We start from the raw sequence: 21,521 nt of genomic DNA, 5'->3' as shown, positions 1-21,521 counted from the left end.
GGTAAATATGGTATAATTTGGTATATATAAAAAGAGGGAATATATGAAAACAAAAGCTTTTAACAATGATAAATACATAAAATTACAATCAGAACATATTTTAGAAAGAATAAATAAGTTTGATAATAAACTGTACCTAGAATTTGGTGGTAAATTATTTGATGATGGTCATGCTGCAAGAGTATTGCCTGGTTTTGAAGAAGATGCAAAATTAAAGATGCTTCTAAAGCTTAAAGATAAGGCAGAGGTCATCATTGTTGTAAATGCCCACGATATTGAAAATAATCAAATAAGAGGGGATTTAGGTATAGGCTATGATGGGGAGACTCTTAGACTTATAGATTCGTTTATGCATGTAGGATTCGATATAGCTGGAGTTATGATAAATCAATTTGAAAACCAGCCTGATGCCATAAAATTTAAAGATTATCTAAATTCTATGGGAATCAAGACCTACTTATCTTATACAATCTTTGGTTACCCTCACAATGTTGAGAAAATAGTTAGTGACGAAGGCTTTGGAAAAAATGAGTATGTAAAAACAAAAAAACCCTTAGTTGTAGTTACAGGTCCTGGACCAGGATCAGGTAAGCTTTTAGTTTGCTTATCTCAAATGTACCATGAAAATAAAAGGGGAATAAAGGCAGGTTATGCTAAATTTGAAACCTTCCCAGTTTGGAATTTAAATCTTAGACACCCGGTAAACCTAGCTTATGAGGCAGCGACAGCAAATCTAAATGATGTAAATATGATTGATCCATATCATTTAGAGGCCTATGGACAAATGGCAACAAATTATAATCGTGATGTTGAAGCTTATCCAATTTTAGAAACTATTTTAACAGAAATCATGGGCTATTCACCATATAAATCACCTACAGACATGGGTGTAAATATGGTAGGATTTTGTATTGAAGATAATAAGGCTGTAGAAGAGGCTTCAAAACAAGAAATCATTAGAAGGTATTTTGATAGCTTATGCGATATAAAAACTGGAAAAGCAAGTAGGAGTGAGTTAGATAAAATAGAGCTTTTAATGAAGCAATTAAAAATTTCTAGCTCTATTCGTAAGGTAGTAAGCAGGTCAAGAAAAAAGGCTAAAGATAGTCAATCACCAGCCTTTGCTTTGCAACTAGAAGATGGACAAATAGTTACAGGTAGACAGACAAAACTTCTTAATGCTCCATCTGCATGTATACTAAATGCCCTAAAAATCTATGCCAATATTAATGATGATATACCACTTATATCACCAAATATTTTGGAACCTATACTTGAGTTGAAAGATAGCCTACAATCTGAAGATAAGTCTATCTTACACTTGGATGAGGTGATGATAGCTCTTGCTATGTCAGCTACAACAAATCCTTTATCCCACCAAGCCTTAACTCAACTAGATAAATTAAAGGGATTAGAAGGGCATTCCACAGTTATGCAGGAAGCAAATGATAAAGAAATATTAAGAAATTTAGGAATAAGTTTTACCCAGTCTCCAAAATTCAGGACAAAGGGCTTATTTAAAAATTACTAGGAGTATGTATGGATAAATTAGATAGTATTTTAGTGATTGCTAATCCTGAATCAGGTAGATCTGAAAGTAAGGAAAAGGAAGATTATTTAAGGACTAAATTATCTGAATATTTTAAATATGTAGATGTAAAATATACTGAAAGAAAAGGGCATGCCACTGACTTGGTTAAATATGCGGTAGAAGAAGGATTTACTTCTATTTGCTCAGTGGGAGGTGATGGCACTATTGCTGAGATATTACAAGGCTTAATTGAATTTGATAACCCGCCAGCTTTATTGATATATCCTGCTGGAACAGGAAATATCTTATCTCAAGCTCTAGGATATAGCCAAAATCAAAATAAGGTAATTGACCAATTAGATTATGAAAATCCTAAAAAGATAGACATTGGTCTGGTAAATGGAAAAGCTTTTTCCTTTTTATTAAGTATAGGAAATATTTCTGAATCAGTACATGAAGTAAGTAATGAAGATAAAGAAAAATTTGGCTTTTTTGCCTATGTAAGTAATATATTTAAAAATATAGGAAATGATAAGCAATATAATCTTAGCGTTGAATTAGACGGGAAAAAATATGAAGGTAATGTTGATCATTTAGTTGTAACTATGTCAGAAAAACTAGGACCGATAAAAGTTTCTAACTTGGATGCCTCATGTGATGATGGCATGATGAATCTTTTTATATTAAAAGATAAGTCCTTATGGACTAAGGCTAGGGTTGGAATTGAAGCCTTTTTTGGAGATGTTAAAAATTCTGATATAGTTGAATTTATGAGAGGAAAAAAACTGACTATTAAAAATCTAAATGATGACCAAGTTCATATTGATATTGATGGTGACCAAGGACCAGATTTACCAATTGAAGTAGAGGTTGTATCAGATAAAATTAAAGTATATGTTCCAAAAAAATAAGTATAAAAATGGTGCAGACAATTGTCTGCACCATTAGTTTTATTCATTATCTTCAAGACTTACAATTTCATTTATATTTCCATTCTTATAATATTTAAATTTAATCTTTTCGTTTTTCAAGAATGGTAGCTTATTTGAAACTTTAATAGACGCTACATAAATCTCATTTGGATTTTCTTCATTTAATACTTTATTTGTATTATCCATTAAAATGTAATAATAAGTATTGCCGTCTACAACAGCTTCTCTAATATCTATGATTGTGCCTTCACCGTCTAAATATTCAATATTTTCTGTTGGATTATCACCTGTACGCATAGGATTTGCTTGTCTATGGTTTGTAAGTGCCTGGGTAACAGATGCGCCAGTTGAAACATTTTGATAGTTTTGAGCATCTATAAAGGCATATTGTTTAATAAGTCCAGCATTATCCTTAAGTGATAAGAAATATGTTGGTTTTCCATCTATATTTAATAATAGTGGGAAGGTTGCTTTATATTCTTTCTCTTGAACTGCACCTTCTGCTGATTCCATTGCAGAATATTCTTTTGCGGAGGATACAGGATAGAATTTGGCATCCTTAGTTCTCATATTTACTAAAACAAATCCAACGTTTGATTCGTCTGCTGCAACAGATGTGTAGCCTGTGTATAGGTAAACATCATCGTCTAAGGCTAAATAGTTATAACCTTCAGTTGTTCTTAGCACATTTTTTTGAGTGAAGATGGAGTTTAAATATCCGCCTTGGTATTTACCGTTCCAATCTAATTGGTCTATAATATTTTCTGCCGAATGAACCCTATCAACCCAAGTAGGGATTTCTTCTAAACTATATTTTTGGTGGTCACCATTTACTGCATTAACTAAAATTGCTCCATTTACATCTAAACCATCGAAAAATCCTACTTTAGTTTTATAAGTAGATATTATCCAATATGGTGTTCCTTCTTCATCAATTTCAAATGAAGCTTGTCCAAGTATTTCAAATGGATATCTCAATCTAGTATACCTATAGATATCCCTAAAGAAGTAGTCTTCTTTTGAATATTTTATTTTATTTTCTAATTTAACAAGATCAGCATCACCATCAACTATGTCTATTTTTAGGTAGCCTGGTAGACCCTCTCTCATATTTGTAATGTATTTAATAAAACTATTATATTTCAAAGGAGTAACCCTGTAAGGAGCATCCTTATAGTTAATTTGAGTATAGGTTGTGTCATCTATATCAAATTGAGATACTAAATCTAAAAGCTCACCCATTTTTCTAGCTCCTAACTTAATAGAGGAGTCTCTATCTAGGGTTGGTATTTTATCTATAGGAAGTTCTTCTATGTCTTCCTTAAAATTAGAAGAAATAGGATTTATAAGTTTAGCATAGTTTTTAGATTGTATTATCTTTGAACCAAATAAGTTTAAGATACCAAAGGCTACAAGCATAAAAGCAAAAGTATACCTGATAGCTTTATAAGGTCTTAAAGACTTTCCTCCTACAAAAACTAGAATTGCTAGTATAGTTCCTACATAAATCCAAGCGTCCCTTGAATGTATATTAAGTGAAGGTAATAGAATATAATAGCTTATAAGTGCATATAGAAAAGCTATGGTTAAGGCTGTTTTTCTTTGTTTTTGCCTAAACTTACTTTTCATATTTTTATCAGTCTTATTAAAAATATCTTTTATATTAAAAGTATTATCCTCTTTTCCTTCATTGTTTTCATCATTATTCCAATCGAAGTTAAAATTCCACATATAAATTCCTTTCTGTTAATATTTTTATCAATATTAACAATTTTATTATATCATGGTAAAATTATATTAATAGAGGTATTATTCATAAATTATGAAATGGAGGATATATGTCAATAGTATTAGGTATAATAGCCATATTATTTTTATATATAGTATTAAAAATACTAAGAGTGTCAATGTCAGTTATAATAAAATTATTATGGAATGGCGCAATTGGTTTAGTACTTTTAGTTATTTTTAATGCCTTAGGTTCAATCTTGGGATTAAATATAGAAATAAATGCTTTAAATGCTATCGTTGCAGGTTTACTAGGAGTTCCTGGTATAGTTTTATTACTAATTTTAAATTAGGAGGTAAGAATGGAAGATATTAAGTTAAAAGATGATTTATTTTACATGGGAGATGTAGATAATCCAACAGCTTATATAAAAATCGAAAGAGATGAAGATGGTGACTTAAGAGTTGTGTCTACTTTTGTTGATGGTAGCTTAAGAGGACAGGGGATAGCAGGTAAACTTACAAAAGAAGTTATAGCCTATGCTGAAAAAGAAAATCTTAAAATAGTTCCAGTGTGCCCTTACACTGTAAAATATTTTGAAAAACATGAAGAATACCAAGGACTTTTAAAATAAGTCCCTGGTATTTTTTTGTATTTAGTAAATAATGAAAACTTTATCATTTTATAGTAAATACAAAAAAAATGTGCTATAATCATATACATATATGGTATCTAGTAGGAGGGAGCAATGGTAGAAAAACAAGTTAGAATAAATAACGAAATAGGTTTGCATGCTAGACCAGCTTCTCTTTTTATCCAAGAAGCAATTAAGTATTCTTCCCATATAGAGGTATGGAAAGATGATAAACAATATAATGGTAAATCTATTATGTCAATTTTATCTATGAGTGGTAGAAAAGATGATCTTATAACTATAAAGGCTGAAGGAGAAGATGCAGAAGAAGCAGTAGATGCTTTAGTAAATCTTTTAGAAAAGCTATAAGTAGGTATTTATGTACAAGTATGTATAAACAATAAAAACTTTAATTCTTAAGATTAAGGTTTTTTTTGTATAGTAAGGTGGTAATATGAATAAATTAATTATATTAAGAGGGAATTCTGGATCTGGCAAGTCTACAGTTGCCAGGGCCTTACAAAGACATTTTGGAATAAATACTCTGATGATATCACAAGATAATGTATCAAGAGATATGGTTTACGCTTTAGAAGGTGGGGATGAATATACCCAAGCCTTAGCTATGCATATACTTAGCTACGGCCATGAAAACAACCCAATTACAATTATGGATGGAATATTTAAAAAACACCAATATGAGAAGTTATTAAAATATGCCAGAGATCTTTATGGAGATGAAATATATGCTTACTATTTTGATCTTCCTTTTGAAGAGACCTTGAAAAGACACGAGACTAGGTGGAAGGTCAAAGAATTCGGCAAAGAAGAGATGAAAAGATGGTGGCAAGATAGAGATTTTTTAGGCTTTATTTCTGAAAAAATTATTACAAAAGAACTAAGTAAAGAGGAAATTGTAAATATGATAATCCATGATATAACAAATGATTGATATTAATATATTATTTTGTTATATTTACTTATATAAGGGAATGAATGTCTCCCTAGTTTATACTAAACCGCACTTGTGCTGATGACTTCTACGTTGCCGTAGAATCTTCAGCTTTTTTTATGGAGGAAATTATGTATTTATCTTTAGCCTTGATATTTATTTTGGGTATAATATCTAATTTTATATTTAAGAAAATTAAGTTACCAAGTTTAATAGGCATGATTTTATCAGGTATTATAATAGGGCCATATGTTTTGAATTTAATTGATGAAAAAGTATTAAATATGTCAGCAGAATTAAGGACCATTGCCCTTATAATCGTTTTAACCAGAGCTGGCCTAACCTTAAACTTAGATGACTTAAGGAAGGCTGGTATCAGGTCTATTTTATTGGCCTTTATACCTGCTAGCATCGAAATACTAGGGATAACAATATTTGCCCATTTGATATTTAAAATAAGCCTATTAGAAGCTGCATTACTTGGGTCAGTCTTGGCTGCAGTATCACCAGCAGTTGTGGTACCTAGGATGATAAAGATTATTGAAAAAGGATATGGTAATAATAAAGCTATTGGTCAAATGATACTTGCTGCTTCATCTGTTGATGATATATATGTTATAGTAATTTTTACTTCAATCTTATCTTTGTTTACAGGCACTTCTAATAATGCTTATTTATCCTTTGTAAATATACCCGTATCAATTATTTTAGGTATTTTTATAGGTTATTTAACAGGCATAGCAATATCAAAAATATTAAAGATAATAAAATTAAAGAATTTAGAAAAAAGTATTTTTATTTTGGCTATTTCAATGCTTCTTTATTATTTAGAAATGCAAATTTTAAGTCCTATCAAATATTCATCATTAATTGCTATTATGGCTATGGGGATGACTATAAATATGAAGGATATAGGTCTAAAAAACGATATAAGTGAAAAATATAATAATTTTTGGTCTATATTTGAAATCTCTTTATTTACACTTGTTGGAGCAAGTATAAATATTACTTATGCTAAGAATATGTGGCTCTTGGCTATAGTTATTATTACTATAGGACTAATTTTTAGAATGATTGGAGTACTAATATCTATGATATCTTCAGATTTAAATAAAAAAGAAAAAACTTTTTCTATGCTAGCATATTTACCTAAGGCTACTGTGCAAGCTGCCATAGGTGGGGTAGCTTTATCCTATGGTTTAGATGTAGGAGATTTAATCCTATCTGTTGCGGTTGTATCAATTCTATATACAGCTCCACTTGGTGCTTTATTAATAGATAAGACCTATAAAAAGTTTTTAGAAAAATAATTTTTAACATTACTAATATTAGGTGTATAATTATATACAGTAATAAGAAAGGGGCTTAAATATGAAAACTGCTTATAAGGCAAAAAAAATATTTGCGGAAAATGAAGTATTCAACAATGCTTTTTTAATTGTAGAAGATGGGAAGATTGTATCTATAGAAAAAAAATATGATGGTGAATATATAGATTATTCAGATAAGTATATAGCACCAGGATTGGTAGATACTCATGTGCATGGTTATCACAATGTAGACATTACTGATGGAGAACCGGGTACTCTAAATATAATGTCTAAGGGTGTTTTACAAATGGGTGTTACATCATTTTTACCTACTACCCTTACATCATCATACGAAACTCTAAATAATGCTGTTAAGGTAATAGGTGAAGAGTACAAGCAAGTTGAAGGGGCAAAGGTTCAAGGAATATTTATGGAAGGTCCTTTCTTTACTGAAGAACATAAAGGGGCTCAAAATCCTGCTTATATGTCAGATCCAAGCATTGAAAAATTAAGACATTGGCAAGAACTATCAGGTGGTTTAATAAAAAAAATAGCCATAGCGCCAGAGAGAAAAGGAACAGTAGAATTTATTAAAGAAGCTAAAAAAATGGGTGTTTATGTAGCCCTAGCTCATTCTGATGCAGGCTTTGATACTGCTATGGATGCAGTTAATGCAGGAGCAAATATATTCATACACCTATATAATGGTATGAGAGGTTTACATCATAGAGAACCTGGAATGGTTGGTGCTGCGTTGTACTCAGATGCTTATGCTGAATTAATTTGTGATGGTCACCATGTTCATCCTGCTGCAGCTGGAATAGCTATGAAAACCAAAGGTCATGATAATATTTTACTTATAACAGACTGCATGATGGCAGGAGGTATGGGTGAAGGCAAGTCAAAACTAGGAGAATTTGATGTAATTGTAAAAGATGGCCAAGCAAGATTAAAAAATGGCTCTTTAGCTGGTTCTATTTTAGATTTAATTGATGGTGTAAAAAATGTCTATGATTGGAATATAGCAGATAAAAAACAAGCTATAGATATGGCAAGTAAAAATGCTGCTGCTTCAGTTGGAATAGATGATAGATGCGGTATCTTGAAAGATGGAAGAGATGCAGACTTTATAGTATTAAATGAAGATTTATCCTTAGTTGAAACTTATTTAGATGGTAAATCTGTTTATAAAGCTTAAAAATTATATTTTTATAGATAAAAAAGACTCAAAGTTTTACTTTGAGTCTTTTCCTTAATTTGGATAATATATAGTTTCATAATTGAAGATATCAGCTCTTGCATAACTAACAGTAAATTCAATTATTCTAGACTTTTTATCGTAAGAAGTTCTTTTAATTTTCAAAACTGGGGTATCAAGCTTAATACCTAACTTTTCAGCTTGGTCTTTATTAACCTTGTCTACAGAAAAATCTTCCCTTACCTTATAAACTTTAAGATTATAATAATTTTCAAAAATATTATATAAAGGATAAGTGTTTAGTAGGTCTCTTGTAAGCTCTTCAAAACCTTCATAAGGTACATAGGTTGTTTCTAAAAGCATCTTTTCATCGTCAGCTAGTCTTAATCTAGTAAAGGAGATAAAATTATCCTCATCTGCTATTCCTAGATTCTTATTAATATAAGCTGGTTTGTTAGTCACATTAAAGTCCAAGATGATAGTTCTTGGAGTTTTGCCTAAAGATCTAGTCTGGTCTGTAAAAGAATAATAATTAGACAAGTTTTGTCTCTTAGGAGGTCTAGAAACAAAAGTTCCTTTACCTTGCAATCTTTCAACATATCCGGATCTTTCTAACTCTGCTATAGCAGACCTGACTGTAGTTCTTGAAACGTCATGGTCTAAACATAGCTGCCTTTCAGAAGGCAATTTTGCCCCTACATCCATTTTTGTAACTTCTTTTTTCAATAGATTTAATAATTCGTGATATAAAACCATAATCCACCTCTTTATTTGTAATAATTATACCATATTTATATAATATAAAACACTTATATCTGTTAATTTGATATAATAAGTTTATGAAAAAGAATGATTTAGAGATGGCGAGTCTATTAGCAAAAAAAGTTAATAATAAATCTGGAAGAGCTTACTTTGTGGGTGGATTTGTAAGAGATAAGTTTTTGTATAAAAATGAAAATGATAAAGAACTTGATATAGATATTGAAGTTCATAATATTACAGAAAGAGATCTCATAAATATATTGGAAGAAATAGGACCATATAGCAAGATAGGTAGGTTTTTTCCGGTATATAAATTATTAGGATACAATATAGATATAGCCCTACCTAGAAGTGAGAAAAAAATTGGAGATAAGCACCAAGATTTTTCTGTAAATATAGATCCTAATATGGGGATATATGAGGCATGTGAAAGAAGAGATTTCACTATAAATGCTATAATGCAAGATATTTTAACTGGAGAATTTATAGATCCTTTTAATGGAATTTCTGATATTGAAAATAAAATAATAAGACATGTCAATGATAATAAATATGACGAGGATCCATTAAGGGTTTTGAGGGCTGCAATGTTTGCTGCTAGGTTTTCTTTTGGTATAGATATTGAAACTATTGATTTGTCAAAGAAAATAGACCTATCAAATTTATCCAAAGAGAGAGTTTTTAGTGAGTTAAAAAAAGCGTTACTTATGTCAGAAAGACCATCAATCTTTTTTGAAGGATTAGAAGAGATGGAACAGTTAAATTATTGGTTTCCTGAGATTGAAAAACTTAAAGGTGTACAGCAAAGCAGAGAACATCATTTAGAAGGAGATGTTTATAGGCATACCATGATGGTTTTAGATGAAGCTGCAAATATGTTAGAAAAGAGTGAGCTGGGATTATCTTTTTTATTGGCTAGTCTTTGTCATGATTTTGGAAAGATAGTTTCAACTGAAATAATAGAAGGAAAAGTACATGCCTATAAGCATGAAATCACAGGTTTGCCGCTTGCGGAAATTTTTATAAAAAGACTTACAACAAATAAAAAGATTTTGAAATATGTACTCAATATGACAGAATTACATATGAAACCTAACATAATGGCTAAGGATAAATCAAAAATAAAAAGTACAAATAAAATGTTTTATGAATCCATAAGTCCAAATGATTTGATACTATTAGCAATAGCTGATAACAAAGCAAGTTTTTCTATTTATGAAAAAGAAGATCCATCAAAATTTCTTTATGAAAGATATGAAATCTTTAAAACATATATGGAAAAGGACTATGTGAAAGGTAAGGATTTAATAGACTTGGGTATTGAAGAAGGTGAAATTTTCAATGACTTGTTAGACCTATCTTTAAAACATAGGTTAGCAGGAATTGAAAAAAAAGAATCCTTAAAACAAATTTTAGGGTATTATAAAAGTATAAGTAAAAAATATGAGGAGAAAAATTTATGAAATGGAAGGGTAGGAGAGAATCCGATAATGTAAGAAAATCATCAGGTGGCCAAGGAGTACCGGGAGGACTTGGTGGTCTTGTAGGTGGTTTAGGAGGGACAGGTATTGTAATTTTATTAGCTGTTTCTTTATTATTTAATATTAATCCATTCCAACTTATAGGAAGTGGAATTGGAGTTGACCAGGGTAGAAGCTCACAAAATGTGGAAGAATATGTGCCAAGGTCAGAAGAAGAGGCTGAAATAGAAAAGTTTTTATCTGTAGTTTTAGCAGATACTGAGGATGTATGGGGTGAAATTTTTGCTGAACATGGCTCTAAATATGTAGAACCTACTTTAGTTTTATACCAAAACCAAGTTAATTCAGGATGTGGACTTGCTTCCAATAGAATGGGACCTTTTTACTGTAGTGCAGACCAATCGATTTATATAGATGTTGAATTTGCTAAACAATTAAGAACTACCTTCGGTGCTAAAGGTGATTTTCCTTTTGCCTATGTTTTAGCTCATGAAGTTGGCCACCATGTCCAATTGCAAACTGGAGCTTTAAATAAAGTCCATAGTTTAAGAGGTAGGGTGAGCGACAAAGAGTTTAATAGACAAATGGTAAATCTAGAATTACAGGCTGACTATTATGCAGGAGTATTTGCCCATTATGTAGGATCAAAAGGTTACTTAGATCCGGGTGATGTTGAAGAAGGTTTAGCAGCAGCATCAGGAGTAGGTGACGATAGGATACAAGAAATGTCAGGCAGGAGAGCCAATCCAGATACTTTCCAACATGGGACGTCTAAACAAAGAAGTGAATGGTTTATGAGAGGCTATAAGTATGGAGATTTGGAACATGGTAATACTTTTGAACTTGTAAATAACTAATTTAAAATGAAACAAGTGTTAGAAAATTCTAACACTTGTTTTTATCTTATTATTTTTTGATTTCTAATATTAAATCTTTTCCAGCTTCTTTTTGTCCTAAATCTTTAGCTATATCTTTTAGATTATCAGAATCTAAGATAACAATAGCTGTTTCTGTTGGATATCCTTTTTCTTTGATAAGGTCTAAATCTGCCTTCACAATTTTATCACCTTGTTTTAGATGGTCACCTTCTCTTGCAAATAATTCAAAACCTTCACCTTTTAGGTTAACTGTATCCATACCTATATGAATCATTAATTTTAATCCTTTAATATCAAGTGTGATAGCATGTTTTGTTTCGAAAATTTGTTCAACTCTTGCATCTGCAGGGGCAACAACTAAACCATCAGTAGGTTCTATTCCTACACCATCTCCCAATAATTTTTGAGAAAAAGTCATATCTTCTAATTCTGTAATATCCTTAACTTCTCCTGTCATTGGTGAAACTATTTTTATTTTTTTACTAAATAAACTCATAAAGCCTCCATTTTTTAACTATATTCTAGTATTATTCTAACATATTTCAAGGTAAAACAAAATAAGATTCATAAATTTAAAATAAAATCTTATGGTATAATGTTTAGATGGAGGAAGGATGAGAATAGATAAATATTTGAAAAATTCAAGGATTATAAAAAGAAGAACAGTCGCTAAAATTGCTTGTGAATCAGGAAGGGTTAAGGTGAACTCTCAAATAGCAAAAGCTGGGACTGAAGTTAATATTGGAGATATTGTAGAAGTTAGCTTTGGCGATAAAGTAATAAAAGTTAAAGTACTAGAGTTAATAGAAAATACAAACAAGGCTAATGCAGAAAACATGTTTAAACTTATAGAGGAATAAGATGCCAGAATATAGAAACAATAGAAATACAAGAAATGTACAGAGGTCCAAAAACAATATAAGAAGAAAAAAAAGGGCTCAAAAAAGATTAAATATGATTTTAACTGTGACAACAGTTATCTTCTTGTTTTTAGTATTTTCTTTGCTTAAACAAAGATTTACTATAAGTAGTTTAAGGAAAGAGCAAGCTGTTTTAATTGATGAACAAAATAAGATTAAAGCTGAAACTGAACAATTAAAAGAAGAGATAAAAAAATCTAATTCACTTGAGTATATAGAAGAAAGAGCTAGAGAAGAACTTGGAATGATAAAAAAAGATGAAAAAATCTATGTAAATCCGGAAAATTCAAACAACAATCACGAAGAAGACAATAATCAAGAAGAAAATAATCAAAATTAAGTTTAAATTTAGATATGATACAAAAAATAAAAAATCTATTAGAAAAATTTAATATAAAAAATGTATTATTAGCTGTATCAGGTGGAGTTGATTCCATGGTTATGTTAGATTGTTTTTATAAACTTTCTCAAGAATATAAAATCAATATAGAGATAGCACATTTTAACCATAAAACTCGTAATGGACAATCTGACAAAGATAGCATATTTGTTATAAATAAGGCTAAAGAATTAGGAATTTTATGTCATTATAGTGAAGGTGATATGGATAGATATGCCAAGGAGAATAAAATTTCTAGTGAAGAAGCTGGTAGAATCTTAAGGCATAATTTTTTTAATGAAATATTGAATAGTAAAGATGAGCAATTTTACTTAGCCTTGGCCCATAATTTGGATGACCAAGTTGAAACCATACTAATGCGCATTATAAGGGGAACTGGTATTGATGGTTTAGAAGCTATGGATATTTTTGAATCTAATTTATTTAGACCTTTGTTGAATACGAGTAAGGATGAAATCATATCATATGCTAAGAAAAATAGTGTTGACTATGTTCAAGATTTAACTAATTTTGAAAACATCTATCTAAGAAATAAAATACGTAATCAATTGATACCTTTAATAAAAGAAGAATACAATCACAATATCTATGATAGTATTTTATCCTTATCAGACCTTGCCAAAAGTCAAAATCAGAGTTTAACTAGATACTTAGATTTATTAAAGAATAAAATCCTAGTTTCTAAAGATGAGCTAAAGGTTGAATTAAGTATAAATGAATTAAAAAATATAAGCGATTATGAAAAAATAGAGATTATAAGAAGTGAAATTAGTGATTTATCAAGCAATTATAATTTTACTAAAAATCATTATAATGAAATCTTAAAAATTATAGATTCCAATTCAAGCTCTATAAAAGTTATTAATGGGCTAGTTTTTTATAAAAGCTTTAAGAATCTAGTCATAAGAATAGACAAAGCTAATGAATTAGCTAATGAAATAAATATTGAATTACTTGACCATTATCAATTGCTCGTTAATTCGTACTTAATTGATATAGAAAAAATATCAAATGATCATGAATTTATCAATGTTAAAATACGAAAAAGAAAAAATGGGGATAAACTTTATATTAATGCTAAAGAAAGAAAATTAAAAGATTTTTTAATAGATAAAAAAGTAGATGCTTTTGAAAGAGATTTTATACCTGTTATTGAATTAAATAATAAAATAGTTCAAGTAGGAGATATCTACAAAAGAAAAAACAATCATATAAATATAAATGTAAGGAGAGACAATGAATAAAAACACACCTAGAATGGGATCATACCTATTTCCCATATTAATAGTGCTTATGCTTTTTTCATTTTTTGGAGATTATTTTTCTCCTTATACAGAAATAAGTGTTGACCAGCTTGTAAGTAAAATTGAAAAAGGTGAAGTAAAAGAGATTACAAGTAAGGGAAGAGAAGTTAAATTGAAATTATCTAATGATACCCTTGTGAAGTCTAATCTTCCAAGAGAGTTTCAAGACACATTCTATGATAATTATCTAAAAGATAGGGTTGAAAAGGGCCAAATAAAATATACAGGTTTAACCGAATCAAATGGTATGGCTTTAAGTACTATAATTCCATCTTTAATCACTTTAGTGGGTGTTGGATTTTTATTTTATATACTAATTTCCAAATCTGCTAATGCTGGTAACCAAGCTTCACAATTTGCTAAAAATAGAGCTAAATTGAACTTAGATAAAAATAACCATGTTAAATTTAAGGATGTAGCAGGTTTAAAAGAAGAAAAAGAAGAAATGTACGAGTTAGTAGATTTCCTCAGAAATCCTAAAAAATATATTGATCAAGGAGCAAGAATTCCTAAAGGTGTCTTGTTAATGGGTCAACCAGGTACAGGTAAAACTTATCTATCAAAGGCTGTTGCTGGTGAAGCAGAAGTTCCATTTTACAGTATTTCAGGATCTGATTTTGTAGAAATGTATGTTGGTGTAGGTGCTTCAAGGGTAAGGGATATGTTTACAGAAGCAAAGAAAAATGCACCTTGTATAATTTTTATAGACGAAATAGATGCTGTAGGTAGAAAAAGAGGATCTGGTCTAGGTGGTGGACATGATGAAAGGGAACAAACCTTAAACCAACTTTTAGTTGAAATGGATGGATTTTCAAAAAATGAGGGGATAATCATCATAGCGGCTACAAATAGACCTGATATTTTAGACCCTGCCTTATTGAGGCCGGGTAGATTTGATAGAACTATACAAATAGGTATGCCTGATGTTAGAGAAAGAGAAGAAATATTACAAGTTCATACAAGGAATAAAAAGCTAGCAAGTGATGTTAATTTAGCTAATATAGCTAAGGCTACATCTGGATTTTCACCTGCTGAATTAGAAAACTTAACTAATGAAGCTGCTTTATTAGCAGCTAGATATAGAAAAGAAAATATTACTTCAGATTTAATTGAAGAAGCTGCTATAAAGGTAATGGCTGGTCCTGAAAAGAAATCTGCAGCAGTGATAGAAAGAGAAAGAAAGTTAACAGCCTACCATGAAGCGGGTCATGCTGTAACTGCGGAGTTTTTACCAGAACTAGATCCAGTTCATATTATAACTATAGTACCTAGAGGTAATGCTGGTGGTTTTACAGCTTATATACCTGAAGAAGATAAGAGCTTTAGAACTAGAAATGAAATGAAAAATAGAATAGTTTCTTTATTAGGTGGTAGGGCTGCAGAAGAGCTTATTTTGGATGATATATCTACTGGTGCATCAAATGATATAGAAAGAGCTACTCAAATAGCTAGATCTATGGTAAAAACATATGGTTTTTCAGATAAATTAGGACCAATATTATATAACGATGGATCTGGAAATATGTTTTTAGGAGGTAATGAGTACTCAAGTGGCGATCATTACTCAGAACAAACTGCAGTTCTTATAGATAGTGAAGTAACTTCAATTATCAAAGATTCATATGATAGGGCTAAGGAAATTTTAAGCAATCACAAAGATTTCTTAGAAGAGTTGGCTCAATTACTATTAAAGCAAGAAACTATTAGAAAAGCTGAGTATGATGAAATCGCAAAGAAATATTCAGTAAAGGAAAATATAAGTTCAGAAATAGAGGAGATCTAATATGTATTTAAATAAAACTCAAACCACTAATAACGGCACAAATATAATGGTTATAATTATGTATGCAGGCTTGGTGTTTTACTTTTTATATAAGACTTTTAAAAGTAAGAAAGCAGCAAAAAATGCTGAAGGAAATGCTATTAAATTGAGAAAAACTATGTCTATGCCTATGAAGATTTTAATAGGTTTAGTTTTTGGTTTTGCTGTAGTATCTATGTCTCAAGGGCTGATAATAAATGGTATAGTTATGCTATCCTTATTAGCAGCTGTATTTATTGAAAGTACAAGTCCATATGTATTTGCGGAAAATGGTTTCGTTGCAAATTCAGAATGGATCAATTGGAAAAATGTTAAAAAATGGACTTTTGAAGAAAGCGGTGAACTCGTTGTAAATTACAAGTCTGGTTTTGAAGAAAAGACAGGATACCTAAAATTGGATCCTAGTCAAAAAGAAGAAGTACAAGGATTATTTAGAAAATATAAATTAAACAAATAAAAATAATATGACTGGTACCTCAAAGAGGACTAGATCGGAGGAATAAATGAAAAATACTAAAGATATCACTTTGTTAGGAATAATGACTGCTGTAATAATTATAATGCTAGTAGTTCCGGGATTAGGATTTATACCTATAGGATTGATAAAGGCAACCATAGTTCACATACCTGTAATAATATTGGCTATAGTAAAAGGGCCTAAATTGGGAGGAATACTAGGAGCTATATTTGGAGTAGCATCGATATTGGATAAAATTTTAAGACCTACTATAACTAGCTTTATTTTTATAAATCCAATAATATCTGTCCTACCTAGGATTTTAATAGGTGTGGTTACAGGATATTTAGCCTTATATTTAAGAAGAAAAAATATGAATGATTATATAAAAATGGCTATTCCTGCAGCTGTAGGATCCTTGACTAACACTATAGGAGTATTATCTTTAATATATATATTATATGGTCAAGCATATTTAGAAGCTATAGGAAAACTTGGTCAATCAGCAGCTCTAGTGATAGGATATACTGCGTTAACAAATGGGCTTGTTGAAATGTTAGTGTCAATTGTAATCGCTAGTCCTATTTCAAAGGCATTAATTAAATTAGATAAAAGAGGATAAAATGATTTTATTAATAGACATAGGAAATACAAATGTAGTTCTTGGTATTTATGAAAATGATAAAAAAATAAATTCATGGAGATTAGAAACTAGACAAACAAAAACCTTAGATGAGTATGGCTTGCAGTTAAAATCTCTACTGGATCATGAAAATATTGATATGGAACAAATAGAGGATATAGTAATAGGTTCTGTTGTACCAAATTTAGAAAACACATTTAAGAACATGTGTAAAAAGTATTTCAACAAGGAAGCTATTGTAATAGGGGAAAATACTAAGACAGGTATGCCTATTAAGTATGAAAATCCTAAGGAAGTAGGAGCTGATAGGATAGCAAATTCCGTTGCTATGGCTCATGGATATAAATTACCAGCAATTTTGATAGACATGGGTACAGCTATCACCTTTGATGTTGTAAGTGAAAAAGGTGAATACCTAGGTGGTGTAATAGCACCAGGTGTTGTAATAGCATCAAATTCATTGTTTGAAAAAGCTTCAAAATTACCAAAAGTTGAATTTGAAAAACCTAAAAATGTAGTTGGTAAAAATACAGTAGATGCAATAAAATCCGGAATGTTTACAGGTTATGTTGGTCTTGTAGATAATATAATAGATAGTATCCTAAAGGAATTGGATTATAAGGCGAATGAAACAACGATTATATCAACTGGTGGTTATTCAAAGATAATTGCAGATGAGTCTAAATACATTACAAGTACTGATGAAGACATAACTTTACAAGGTATGAATTTAATATATAAAAGAACAATAGAAAGTAATAAAAAATGAAAAAAAGATTAACAGGTTTAAATTTACTAGAAGGAAATATCTTAAAAAATTTACTCTTACTTAGCGCTCCACTGATGCTTACTTCTTTCATAAATATGGCATATAATATGACGGATACAGCTTGGTTGGGAAGACTAGGTACTGATGCAGTCGCAGCTACTGGGGCTGCTCATTTTTTTATTTGGTTTTCCGCAGCTCTTATGAATATCGCTAGAGTAGGAACAAGTGTATATGTAGCCCAAGAATATGGATCCAAAAAAGTTAATAGAATGAATAATTCTATTAAAAATGGAGCTATATTAATGGCGCTAATATTAGGTTTATACACATGTTTCGTTAATGTTTTTGCTGAAAACTTTATGAACTTATATTCACTAGAAAATCATGTTAAGGAATTAGCTGTAATATATCTTAAGATATTTTCATATGGATTTATAATAAGCGGATTGAATACATTGATATCAAATATTTATTATGCTTTGGGAAATAGTGTATATCCACTTTTTGCTAATGTTACAGGTCTAGTTTTTAATATAGTATTGGATCCGATAATGATATTTGGCTTTGGACCTATTCCAGCTATGGGTGCTGCAGGAGCAGCCTGGGCTTCAATATTATCGCAATTTATAGTTTTATTATTATTTATATTTTCAATAATTAGAGCAAAAAATGAAATGTATTATGCCTTTATTAAAGGAATAGCAAGTCTTTCAGATATGGTTAAAAAATTCAAAAAAGGCTTGCCTGCTGGACTTATGAGTGCTACACATGCAGCAATTTCTCTACAACTTACAAGATATATGACAACATATGGTACGGGACCTGTTGCTGCTTTTACAGTAGGGTCTATGCTGGAATCTATCACATGGATGACAGCTGAAGGTTTCCAAGGTGGAATTACATCATTTGTAGGCCAAAACTATGGAGCAAAACTTTATGATAGATTGAAGGAAATTATAAGAAAGTCAATGGCAGCTATTTTAGCCATAGGAGCTTTTGGTAGTTTAGTTCTTATAATTTTTAGGTATCCTTTATTCAAAGTGTTTATACCTGATGATCCGGAAACATTAGAATATGGTGCAAAATACTTATATATATTAGGTATGTCACAATTATTTTCAGCCATAGAAATTGGTGCTGGTGGTGTTTTTAATGGCTTGGGACAAACAAAGATACCAGCCTTTATCTCAATGATATTTAATGTTTTAAGAATTCCAATGGCCTTAGCTTTGATGCCTATATTTGCTTACCAGGGGATATGGATGGCTATGACCATATCATCTATACTCAAAGGTCTTTTCTCGGGAATCTATTTAAGCAAAACATATAAAGAAATTAGACATTAAAAAAAGGTCATATAAGCAAAGTAAAATTGTTTATATGACCTTTATCTTATTTTATTCTCTTATATATTTAATATCATCAGGGTTATCCTCTGTGCTTTCAAATCTCTCAACGACCATTCGTAAATCATATTTTTCGCGAAGCCCAATTATTTCTTCCATCATTGATGATTTATGATGGATATCCAAAGCTTCTTGATTTTCCCACCTATCAATTAATAATATAGATCCATCATCTTCAAAAGGAATATAATAATCATATTGTATATTTCCTTTTTGATTTCTAATTTTATTGACTATATTATTATCTAACATTTCTTTAGCAAAATTACTTGCATTATCTTTCTCACCTATATATCTAATGTGTATTAATAAGCTCATAATTACCCTCCTAAAATAGTATTAATTGATTTTACTTTTTATTGGGAATAGTTAGAATAAATTCACTACCCTTAGCTGGTTCAGAATTTACTCCTATATTATATCCTAATAAATCTGCGTAGGATTTTGTTATTGCAAGTCCAAGGCCATGGCCTCCAACCTCTCTATTTCTAGCACTATCAACCCTATAAAACCTATCAAATATATGACTAAGTGATTCTTGGTCCATTCCTACACCATTGTCTCTTATCATTATAATATCTCTATTTATAAGTTTATCGTGACTGATGGTTATATCACCACCATATTCAACTGCCTTAATTGCATTAGAGATTAAATTACTTAATATTTGCTTTAATTTTGTAGGGTCAGTTTCTATATAAGATTTAGAAGTTAGTACTTGAGTGAAATTAATATTTTTTTCTTTCAGAAGTGGTATAAAGCTATTAGTTATATCTTCAATAAGTGATTCTAACTCGATATTCTCTAGCTTAATTTCTTCTGAGTCATTGTTTTGATTGAAAGAGTCTTCTAATTTGTCAATCATCATACTTAATCTTTGAGTTTCTGTAAGTAGGGTATTGATAGTTTGTTCATCTGCCTCTATAACCTGGTCTTTTATTCCTTCTAGATGTAAAAGTAAATTTGTGATAGGAGTCCTTAATTCATGAGCTATATCATGAGCATAATCTATCCTTCTCTTTTCTTGCTGATTTAATGTTTTAGCTAAAAAATTAATATCTGCAGATAGTTCATCTAGTTCAAATACATTATAATTTGTTTCTTTTAAATTAAAGTTTCCCTTTCTTAATTCTCTTGTTTTTCTTTTAATATCAGTAATTGGATCTGTAATTGTTTTGCTATACAATAAAACAAATATAGATCCTAATAATAAGGAAATAATAAATATCAGGGTATGATTTCTTACAATTTCTTTTTGGAAGTTCGATATACTTTCATCGTAAGAGAATATATCAGCTATATAATTAATTTTTAGATATCCAATAGCTGAACCAAATTGGTCTAATAAATCTATTTTAATTTCAAGTAAATCTTTTTTACTATATTTTTCTAAATTTCCTATACCATCATATCTACTTACTAGTTGGTTGTTATTGGTATATAATTCAATTAGTAATTTTTCGTTTTGAGCATAATTTTCTAAAATTAATGGATTTAATCCTGGTTCACTTTGCGCCATACGTTTCAAATCAGAACTTATTTGCTCAAATGATTTGTCACGTTCAATCTTTATAAAAGTTCCAAATGAATTTTTTAATACATATAGGGAAGTGAATAGAGATGCAAGTATTAGAAGTACTAATAAAACAATTATACCTCTATTTAGTTTAGAACTGAGTTTCATCTATTTCACCTGCTTTATATCCAAGACCATAGGTAGTTCTTATATACTTAGGAGTTTTTGGATTATCCTCAATCTTTTGTCTTATGTTTTTAATATGAGTATCAACTGCTCTGTCAAAGGCTTCATAATCAAATCCAAAAGATATTTCTATTATCTCATTTCTAGTAAATGTTTTATGGGGGTTAGCATATAAGGTTTCAATTATAGAGAGTTCATTCTTAGTCAAAGATATTTCTTTATCATCTTTTAATACTCTACTATTGGAAAGGTCTACAATTAGTCTGCCATCTCTGGATTTAATAAAATCTTCATTTGGATTTACTCTTCTTAATATAGCTTTTACTCTTTCTACTAATTCATTTCCCGAGAATGGTTTTTTTAGATAGTCATCAGCTCCTGATTTAAATCCTTCGATTATGTCATTTTCATTTACCTTAGCGGTAACAATAATTATGGGAATATTTGAGTTTTCTCTAATTATAGAAAGTACTTGTTCTCCTGATAATTTTGGTATCATTAAGTCAAGGACTACTAGGTCGAAATTATTATTATAAAATAAATTTATGGCTTCATTTCCATCATTAGCAAGACTTGTTTTAAATCCAGCTTTTTCTAGGTAGATTTTTTCCATATTAGCTATGCCATGTTCATCTTCAACGATTAAAATGTGCTTACTCATATTTCCTCCTATAAGAAAAGCCCTTTTTCA

24 protein-coding genes and 1 riboswitch are annotated in these 21,521 nt (G+C 30.1%); of the genes, 18 read left to right on the top strand and 6 right to left on the bottom strand.

What is annotated here, in order from left to right; translation table 11 throughout:
• Positions 1-43 precede the first annotated feature (43 nt).
• Both C4Q29_RS01450 and C4Q29_RS01445 read left to right on the top strand, forming a co-directional pair.
• Entirely contained in the window at positions 44-1,531 is a 1,488-nt protein-coding gene (locus C4Q29_RS01450) for a DUF1846 domain-containing protein (protein WP_103981048.1), read from the top strand.
• An 8-nt stretch (positions 1,532-1,539) separates the two neighbouring features.
• On the top strand, positions 1,540-2,442 hold the full coding sequence (locus C4Q29_RS01445) for a diacylglycerol/lipid kinase family protein (RefSeq protein WP_103981047.1): 903 nt from the start codon (positions 1,540-1,542) through the stop codon (positions 2,440-2,442).
• A 39-nt stretch (positions 2,443-2,481) separates the two neighbouring features.
• Here C4Q29_RS01445 and C4Q29_RS01440 read toward each other — a convergent pair whose 3' ends face one another.
• Positions 2,482-4,194: a hypothetical protein gene (locus C4Q29_RS01440; protein WP_200813095.1), complete on the bottom strand. Its 1,713-nt coding sequence runs from the start codon at positions 4,192-4,194 to the stop codon at positions 2,482-2,484.
• 107 nt (positions 4,195-4,301) lie between these two features.
• Between C4Q29_RS01440 and C4Q29_RS01435 the strand changes: the two genes are divergently transcribed.
• The 6 genes from C4Q29_RS01435 (at position 4,302) to nagA (ending at position 8,286) form a co-directional block, all read left to right on the top strand.
• Positions 4,302-4,544: a pro-sigmaK processing inhibitor BofA family protein gene (locus C4Q29_RS01435; protein WP_103981046.1), complete on the top strand. Its 243-nt coding sequence runs from the start codon at positions 4,302-4,304 to the stop codon at positions 4,542-4,544.
• A 9-nt stretch (positions 4,545-4,553) separates the two neighbouring features.
• The gene (locus C4Q29_RS01430) at positions 4,554-4,826 is read left to right on the top strand and encodes a GNAT family N-acetyltransferase (protein WP_103981045.1); all 273 of its coding nucleotides are present in this window, start codon (positions 4,554-4,556) and stop codon (positions 4,824-4,826) included.
• Between the two features lie 114 nt (positions 4,827-4,940).
• A complete protein-coding gene (locus C4Q29_RS01425) occupies positions 4,941-5,195 on the top strand; it encodes an HPr family phosphocarrier protein (RefSeq protein ID WP_103981044.1) in 255 nt (84 codons plus the stop codon).
• 85 nt (positions 5,196-5,280) lie between these two features.
• The gene (locus C4Q29_RS01420; protein WP_103981043.1) at positions 5,281-5,778 is read left to right on the top strand and encodes an AAA family ATPase; all 498 of its coding nucleotides are present in this window, start codon (positions 5,281-5,283) and stop codon (positions 5,776-5,778) included.
• A 27-nt stretch (positions 5,779-5,805) separates the two neighbouring features.
• Positions 5,806-5,876, top strand: a riboswitch (Fluoride riboswitch).
• Positions 5,877-5,909: 33 nt separating this feature from the next.
• Entirely contained in the window at positions 5,910-7,088 is a 1,179-nt protein-coding gene (locus C4Q29_RS01415; RefSeq protein ID WP_103981042.1) for a cation:proton antiporter, read from the top strand.
• A gap of 61 nt (positions 7,089-7,149) precedes the next feature.
• Complete coding sequence (gene nagA, locus C4Q29_RS01410; protein WP_103981041.1) at positions 7,150-8,286, top strand: N-acetylglucosamine-6-phosphate deacetylase; 1,137 nt, start codon at positions 7,150-7,152, stop codon at positions 8,284-8,286.
• Between the two features lie 54 nt (positions 8,287-8,340).
• On the opposite strand, the gene C4Q29_RS01405 is transcribed toward nagA, so the two are convergent.
• Entirely contained in the window at positions 8,341-9,042 is a 702-nt protein-coding gene (locus tag C4Q29_RS01405; protein ID WP_234994007.1) for a GntR family transcriptional regulator, read from the bottom strand.
• 83 nt (positions 9,043-9,125) lie between these two features.
• Here C4Q29_RS01405 and C4Q29_RS01400 point away from each other — a divergent pair, with 83 nt between their 5' ends.
• A complete protein-coding gene (locus C4Q29_RS01400) occupies positions 9,126-10,511 on the top strand; it encodes a CCA tRNA nucleotidyltransferase (RefSeq protein ID WP_103981039.1) in 1,386 nt (461 codons plus the stop codon).
• The gene (gene ypfJ / locus C4Q29_RS01395) at positions 10,508-11,386 is read left to right on the top strand and encodes a KPN_02809 family neutral zinc metallopeptidase (RefSeq protein ID WP_103981038.1); all 879 of its coding nucleotides are present in this window, start codon (positions 10,508-10,510) and stop codon (positions 11,384-11,386) included. Before C4Q29_RS01400 ends, ypfJ begins: the two co-directional genes overlap by 4 nt.
• A 49-nt stretch (positions 11,387-11,435) precedes the next feature.
• Here ypfJ and C4Q29_RS01390 read toward each other — a convergent pair whose 3' ends face one another.
• The gene (locus C4Q29_RS01390; RefSeq protein WP_103981037.1) at positions 11,436-11,903 is read right to left on the bottom strand and encodes a PTS sugar transporter subunit IIA; all 468 of its coding nucleotides are present in this window, start codon (positions 11,901-11,903) and stop codon (positions 11,436-11,438) included.
• 118 nt (positions 11,904-12,021) lie between these two features.
• On the opposite strand from C4Q29_RS01390, the gene C4Q29_RS01385 reads away from it, so the two are divergent.
• The 8 genes from C4Q29_RS01385 to C4Q29_RS01350 are packed head-to-tail and all read left to right on the top strand — an operon-like array spanning position 12,022 to position 19,068.
• Positions 12,022-12,267 (top strand): RNA-binding S4 domain-containing protein, encoded by a 246-nt coding sequence (locus C4Q29_RS01385; protein ID WP_103981036.1) that lies wholly within the window; start codon positions 12,022-12,024, stop codon positions 12,265-12,267.
• 1 nt (position 12,268) lies between these two features.
• Positions 12,269-12,667, top strand: a complete 399-nt coding sequence (locus C4Q29_RS01380) for an FtsB family cell division protein (RefSeq protein ID WP_103981035.1) — start codon at positions 12,269-12,271, stop codon at positions 12,665-12,667.
• A 14-nt stretch (positions 12,668-12,681) separates the two neighbouring features.
• The gene (gene tilS, locus C4Q29_RS01375; protein WP_103981034.1) at positions 12,682-13,971 is read left to right on the top strand and encodes a tRNA lysidine(34) synthetase TilS; all 1,290 of its coding nucleotides are present in this window, start codon (positions 12,682-12,684) and stop codon (positions 13,969-13,971) included.
• Positions 13,964-15,814: an ATP-dependent zinc metalloprotease FtsH gene (gene ftsH / locus C4Q29_RS01370; protein ID WP_103981033.1), complete on the top strand. Its 1,851-nt coding sequence runs from the start codon at positions 13,964-13,966 to the stop codon at positions 15,812-15,814. Before tilS ends, ftsH begins: the two co-directional genes overlap by 8 nt.
• Position 15,815: 1 nt before the next feature.
• A complete protein-coding gene (locus C4Q29_RS01365; protein ID WP_103981032.1) occupies positions 15,816-16,310 on the top strand; it encodes a DUF986 family protein in 495 nt (164 codons plus the stop codon).
• Positions 16,311-16,356: 46 nt separating this feature from the next.
• Positions 16,357-16,932 carry an ECF transporter S component gene (locus tag C4Q29_RS01360; RefSeq protein ID WP_103981031.1) on the top strand — a complete coding sequence of 192 codons (576 nt, stop codon included), beginning with the start codon at positions 16,357-16,359 and terminating at the stop codon, positions 16,930-16,932.
• A gap of 1 nt (position 16,933) precedes the next feature.
• Positions 16,934-17,722 (top strand): type III pantothenate kinase, encoded by a 789-nt coding sequence (locus C4Q29_RS01355; protein WP_103981030.1) that lies wholly within the window; start codon positions 16,934-16,936, stop codon positions 17,720-17,722.
• A complete protein-coding gene (locus tag C4Q29_RS01350) occupies positions 17,719-19,068 on the top strand; it encodes an MATE family efflux transporter (RefSeq protein WP_103981029.1) in 1,350 nt (449 codons plus the stop codon). Before C4Q29_RS01355 ends, C4Q29_RS01350 begins: the two co-directional genes overlap by 4 nt.
• Positions 19,069-19,119: 51 nt before the next feature.
• On the opposite strand, the gene C4Q29_RS01345 is transcribed toward C4Q29_RS01350, so the two are convergent.
• Genes C4Q29_RS01345 through C4Q29_RS01335 form a run of 3 tightly spaced genes read right to left on the bottom strand, consistent with a single transcriptional unit; the run spans position 19,120 to position 21,491 of the window.
• Entirely contained in the window at positions 19,120-19,446 is a 327-nt protein-coding gene (locus tag C4Q29_RS01345) for a putative quinol monooxygenase (RefSeq protein WP_103981028.1), read from the bottom strand.
• Between the two features lie 31 nt (positions 19,447-19,477).
• Positions 19,478-20,812 (bottom strand): sensor histidine kinase, encoded by a 1,335-nt coding sequence (locus C4Q29_RS01340; RefSeq protein ID WP_103981027.1) that lies wholly within the window; start codon positions 20,810-20,812, stop codon positions 19,478-19,480.
• A complete protein-coding gene (locus tag C4Q29_RS01335) occupies positions 20,796-21,491 on the bottom strand; it encodes a response regulator transcription factor (RefSeq protein WP_103981026.1) in 696 nt (231 codons plus the stop codon). Before C4Q29_RS01335 ends, C4Q29_RS01340 begins: the two co-directional genes overlap by 17 nt.
• Positions 21,492-21,521: the final 30 nt, after the last annotated feature.

The sequence above is a fragment of the Helcococcus massiliensis genome, assembly GCF_900258485.1.
GTDB lineage: Bacteria > Bacillota > Clostridia > Tissierellales > Peptoniphilaceae > Helcococcus > Helcococcus massiliensis.
Note: the sequence above shows the minus strand (reverse complement) of the source record. Positions and strands in the feature narration are given on the sequence as shown.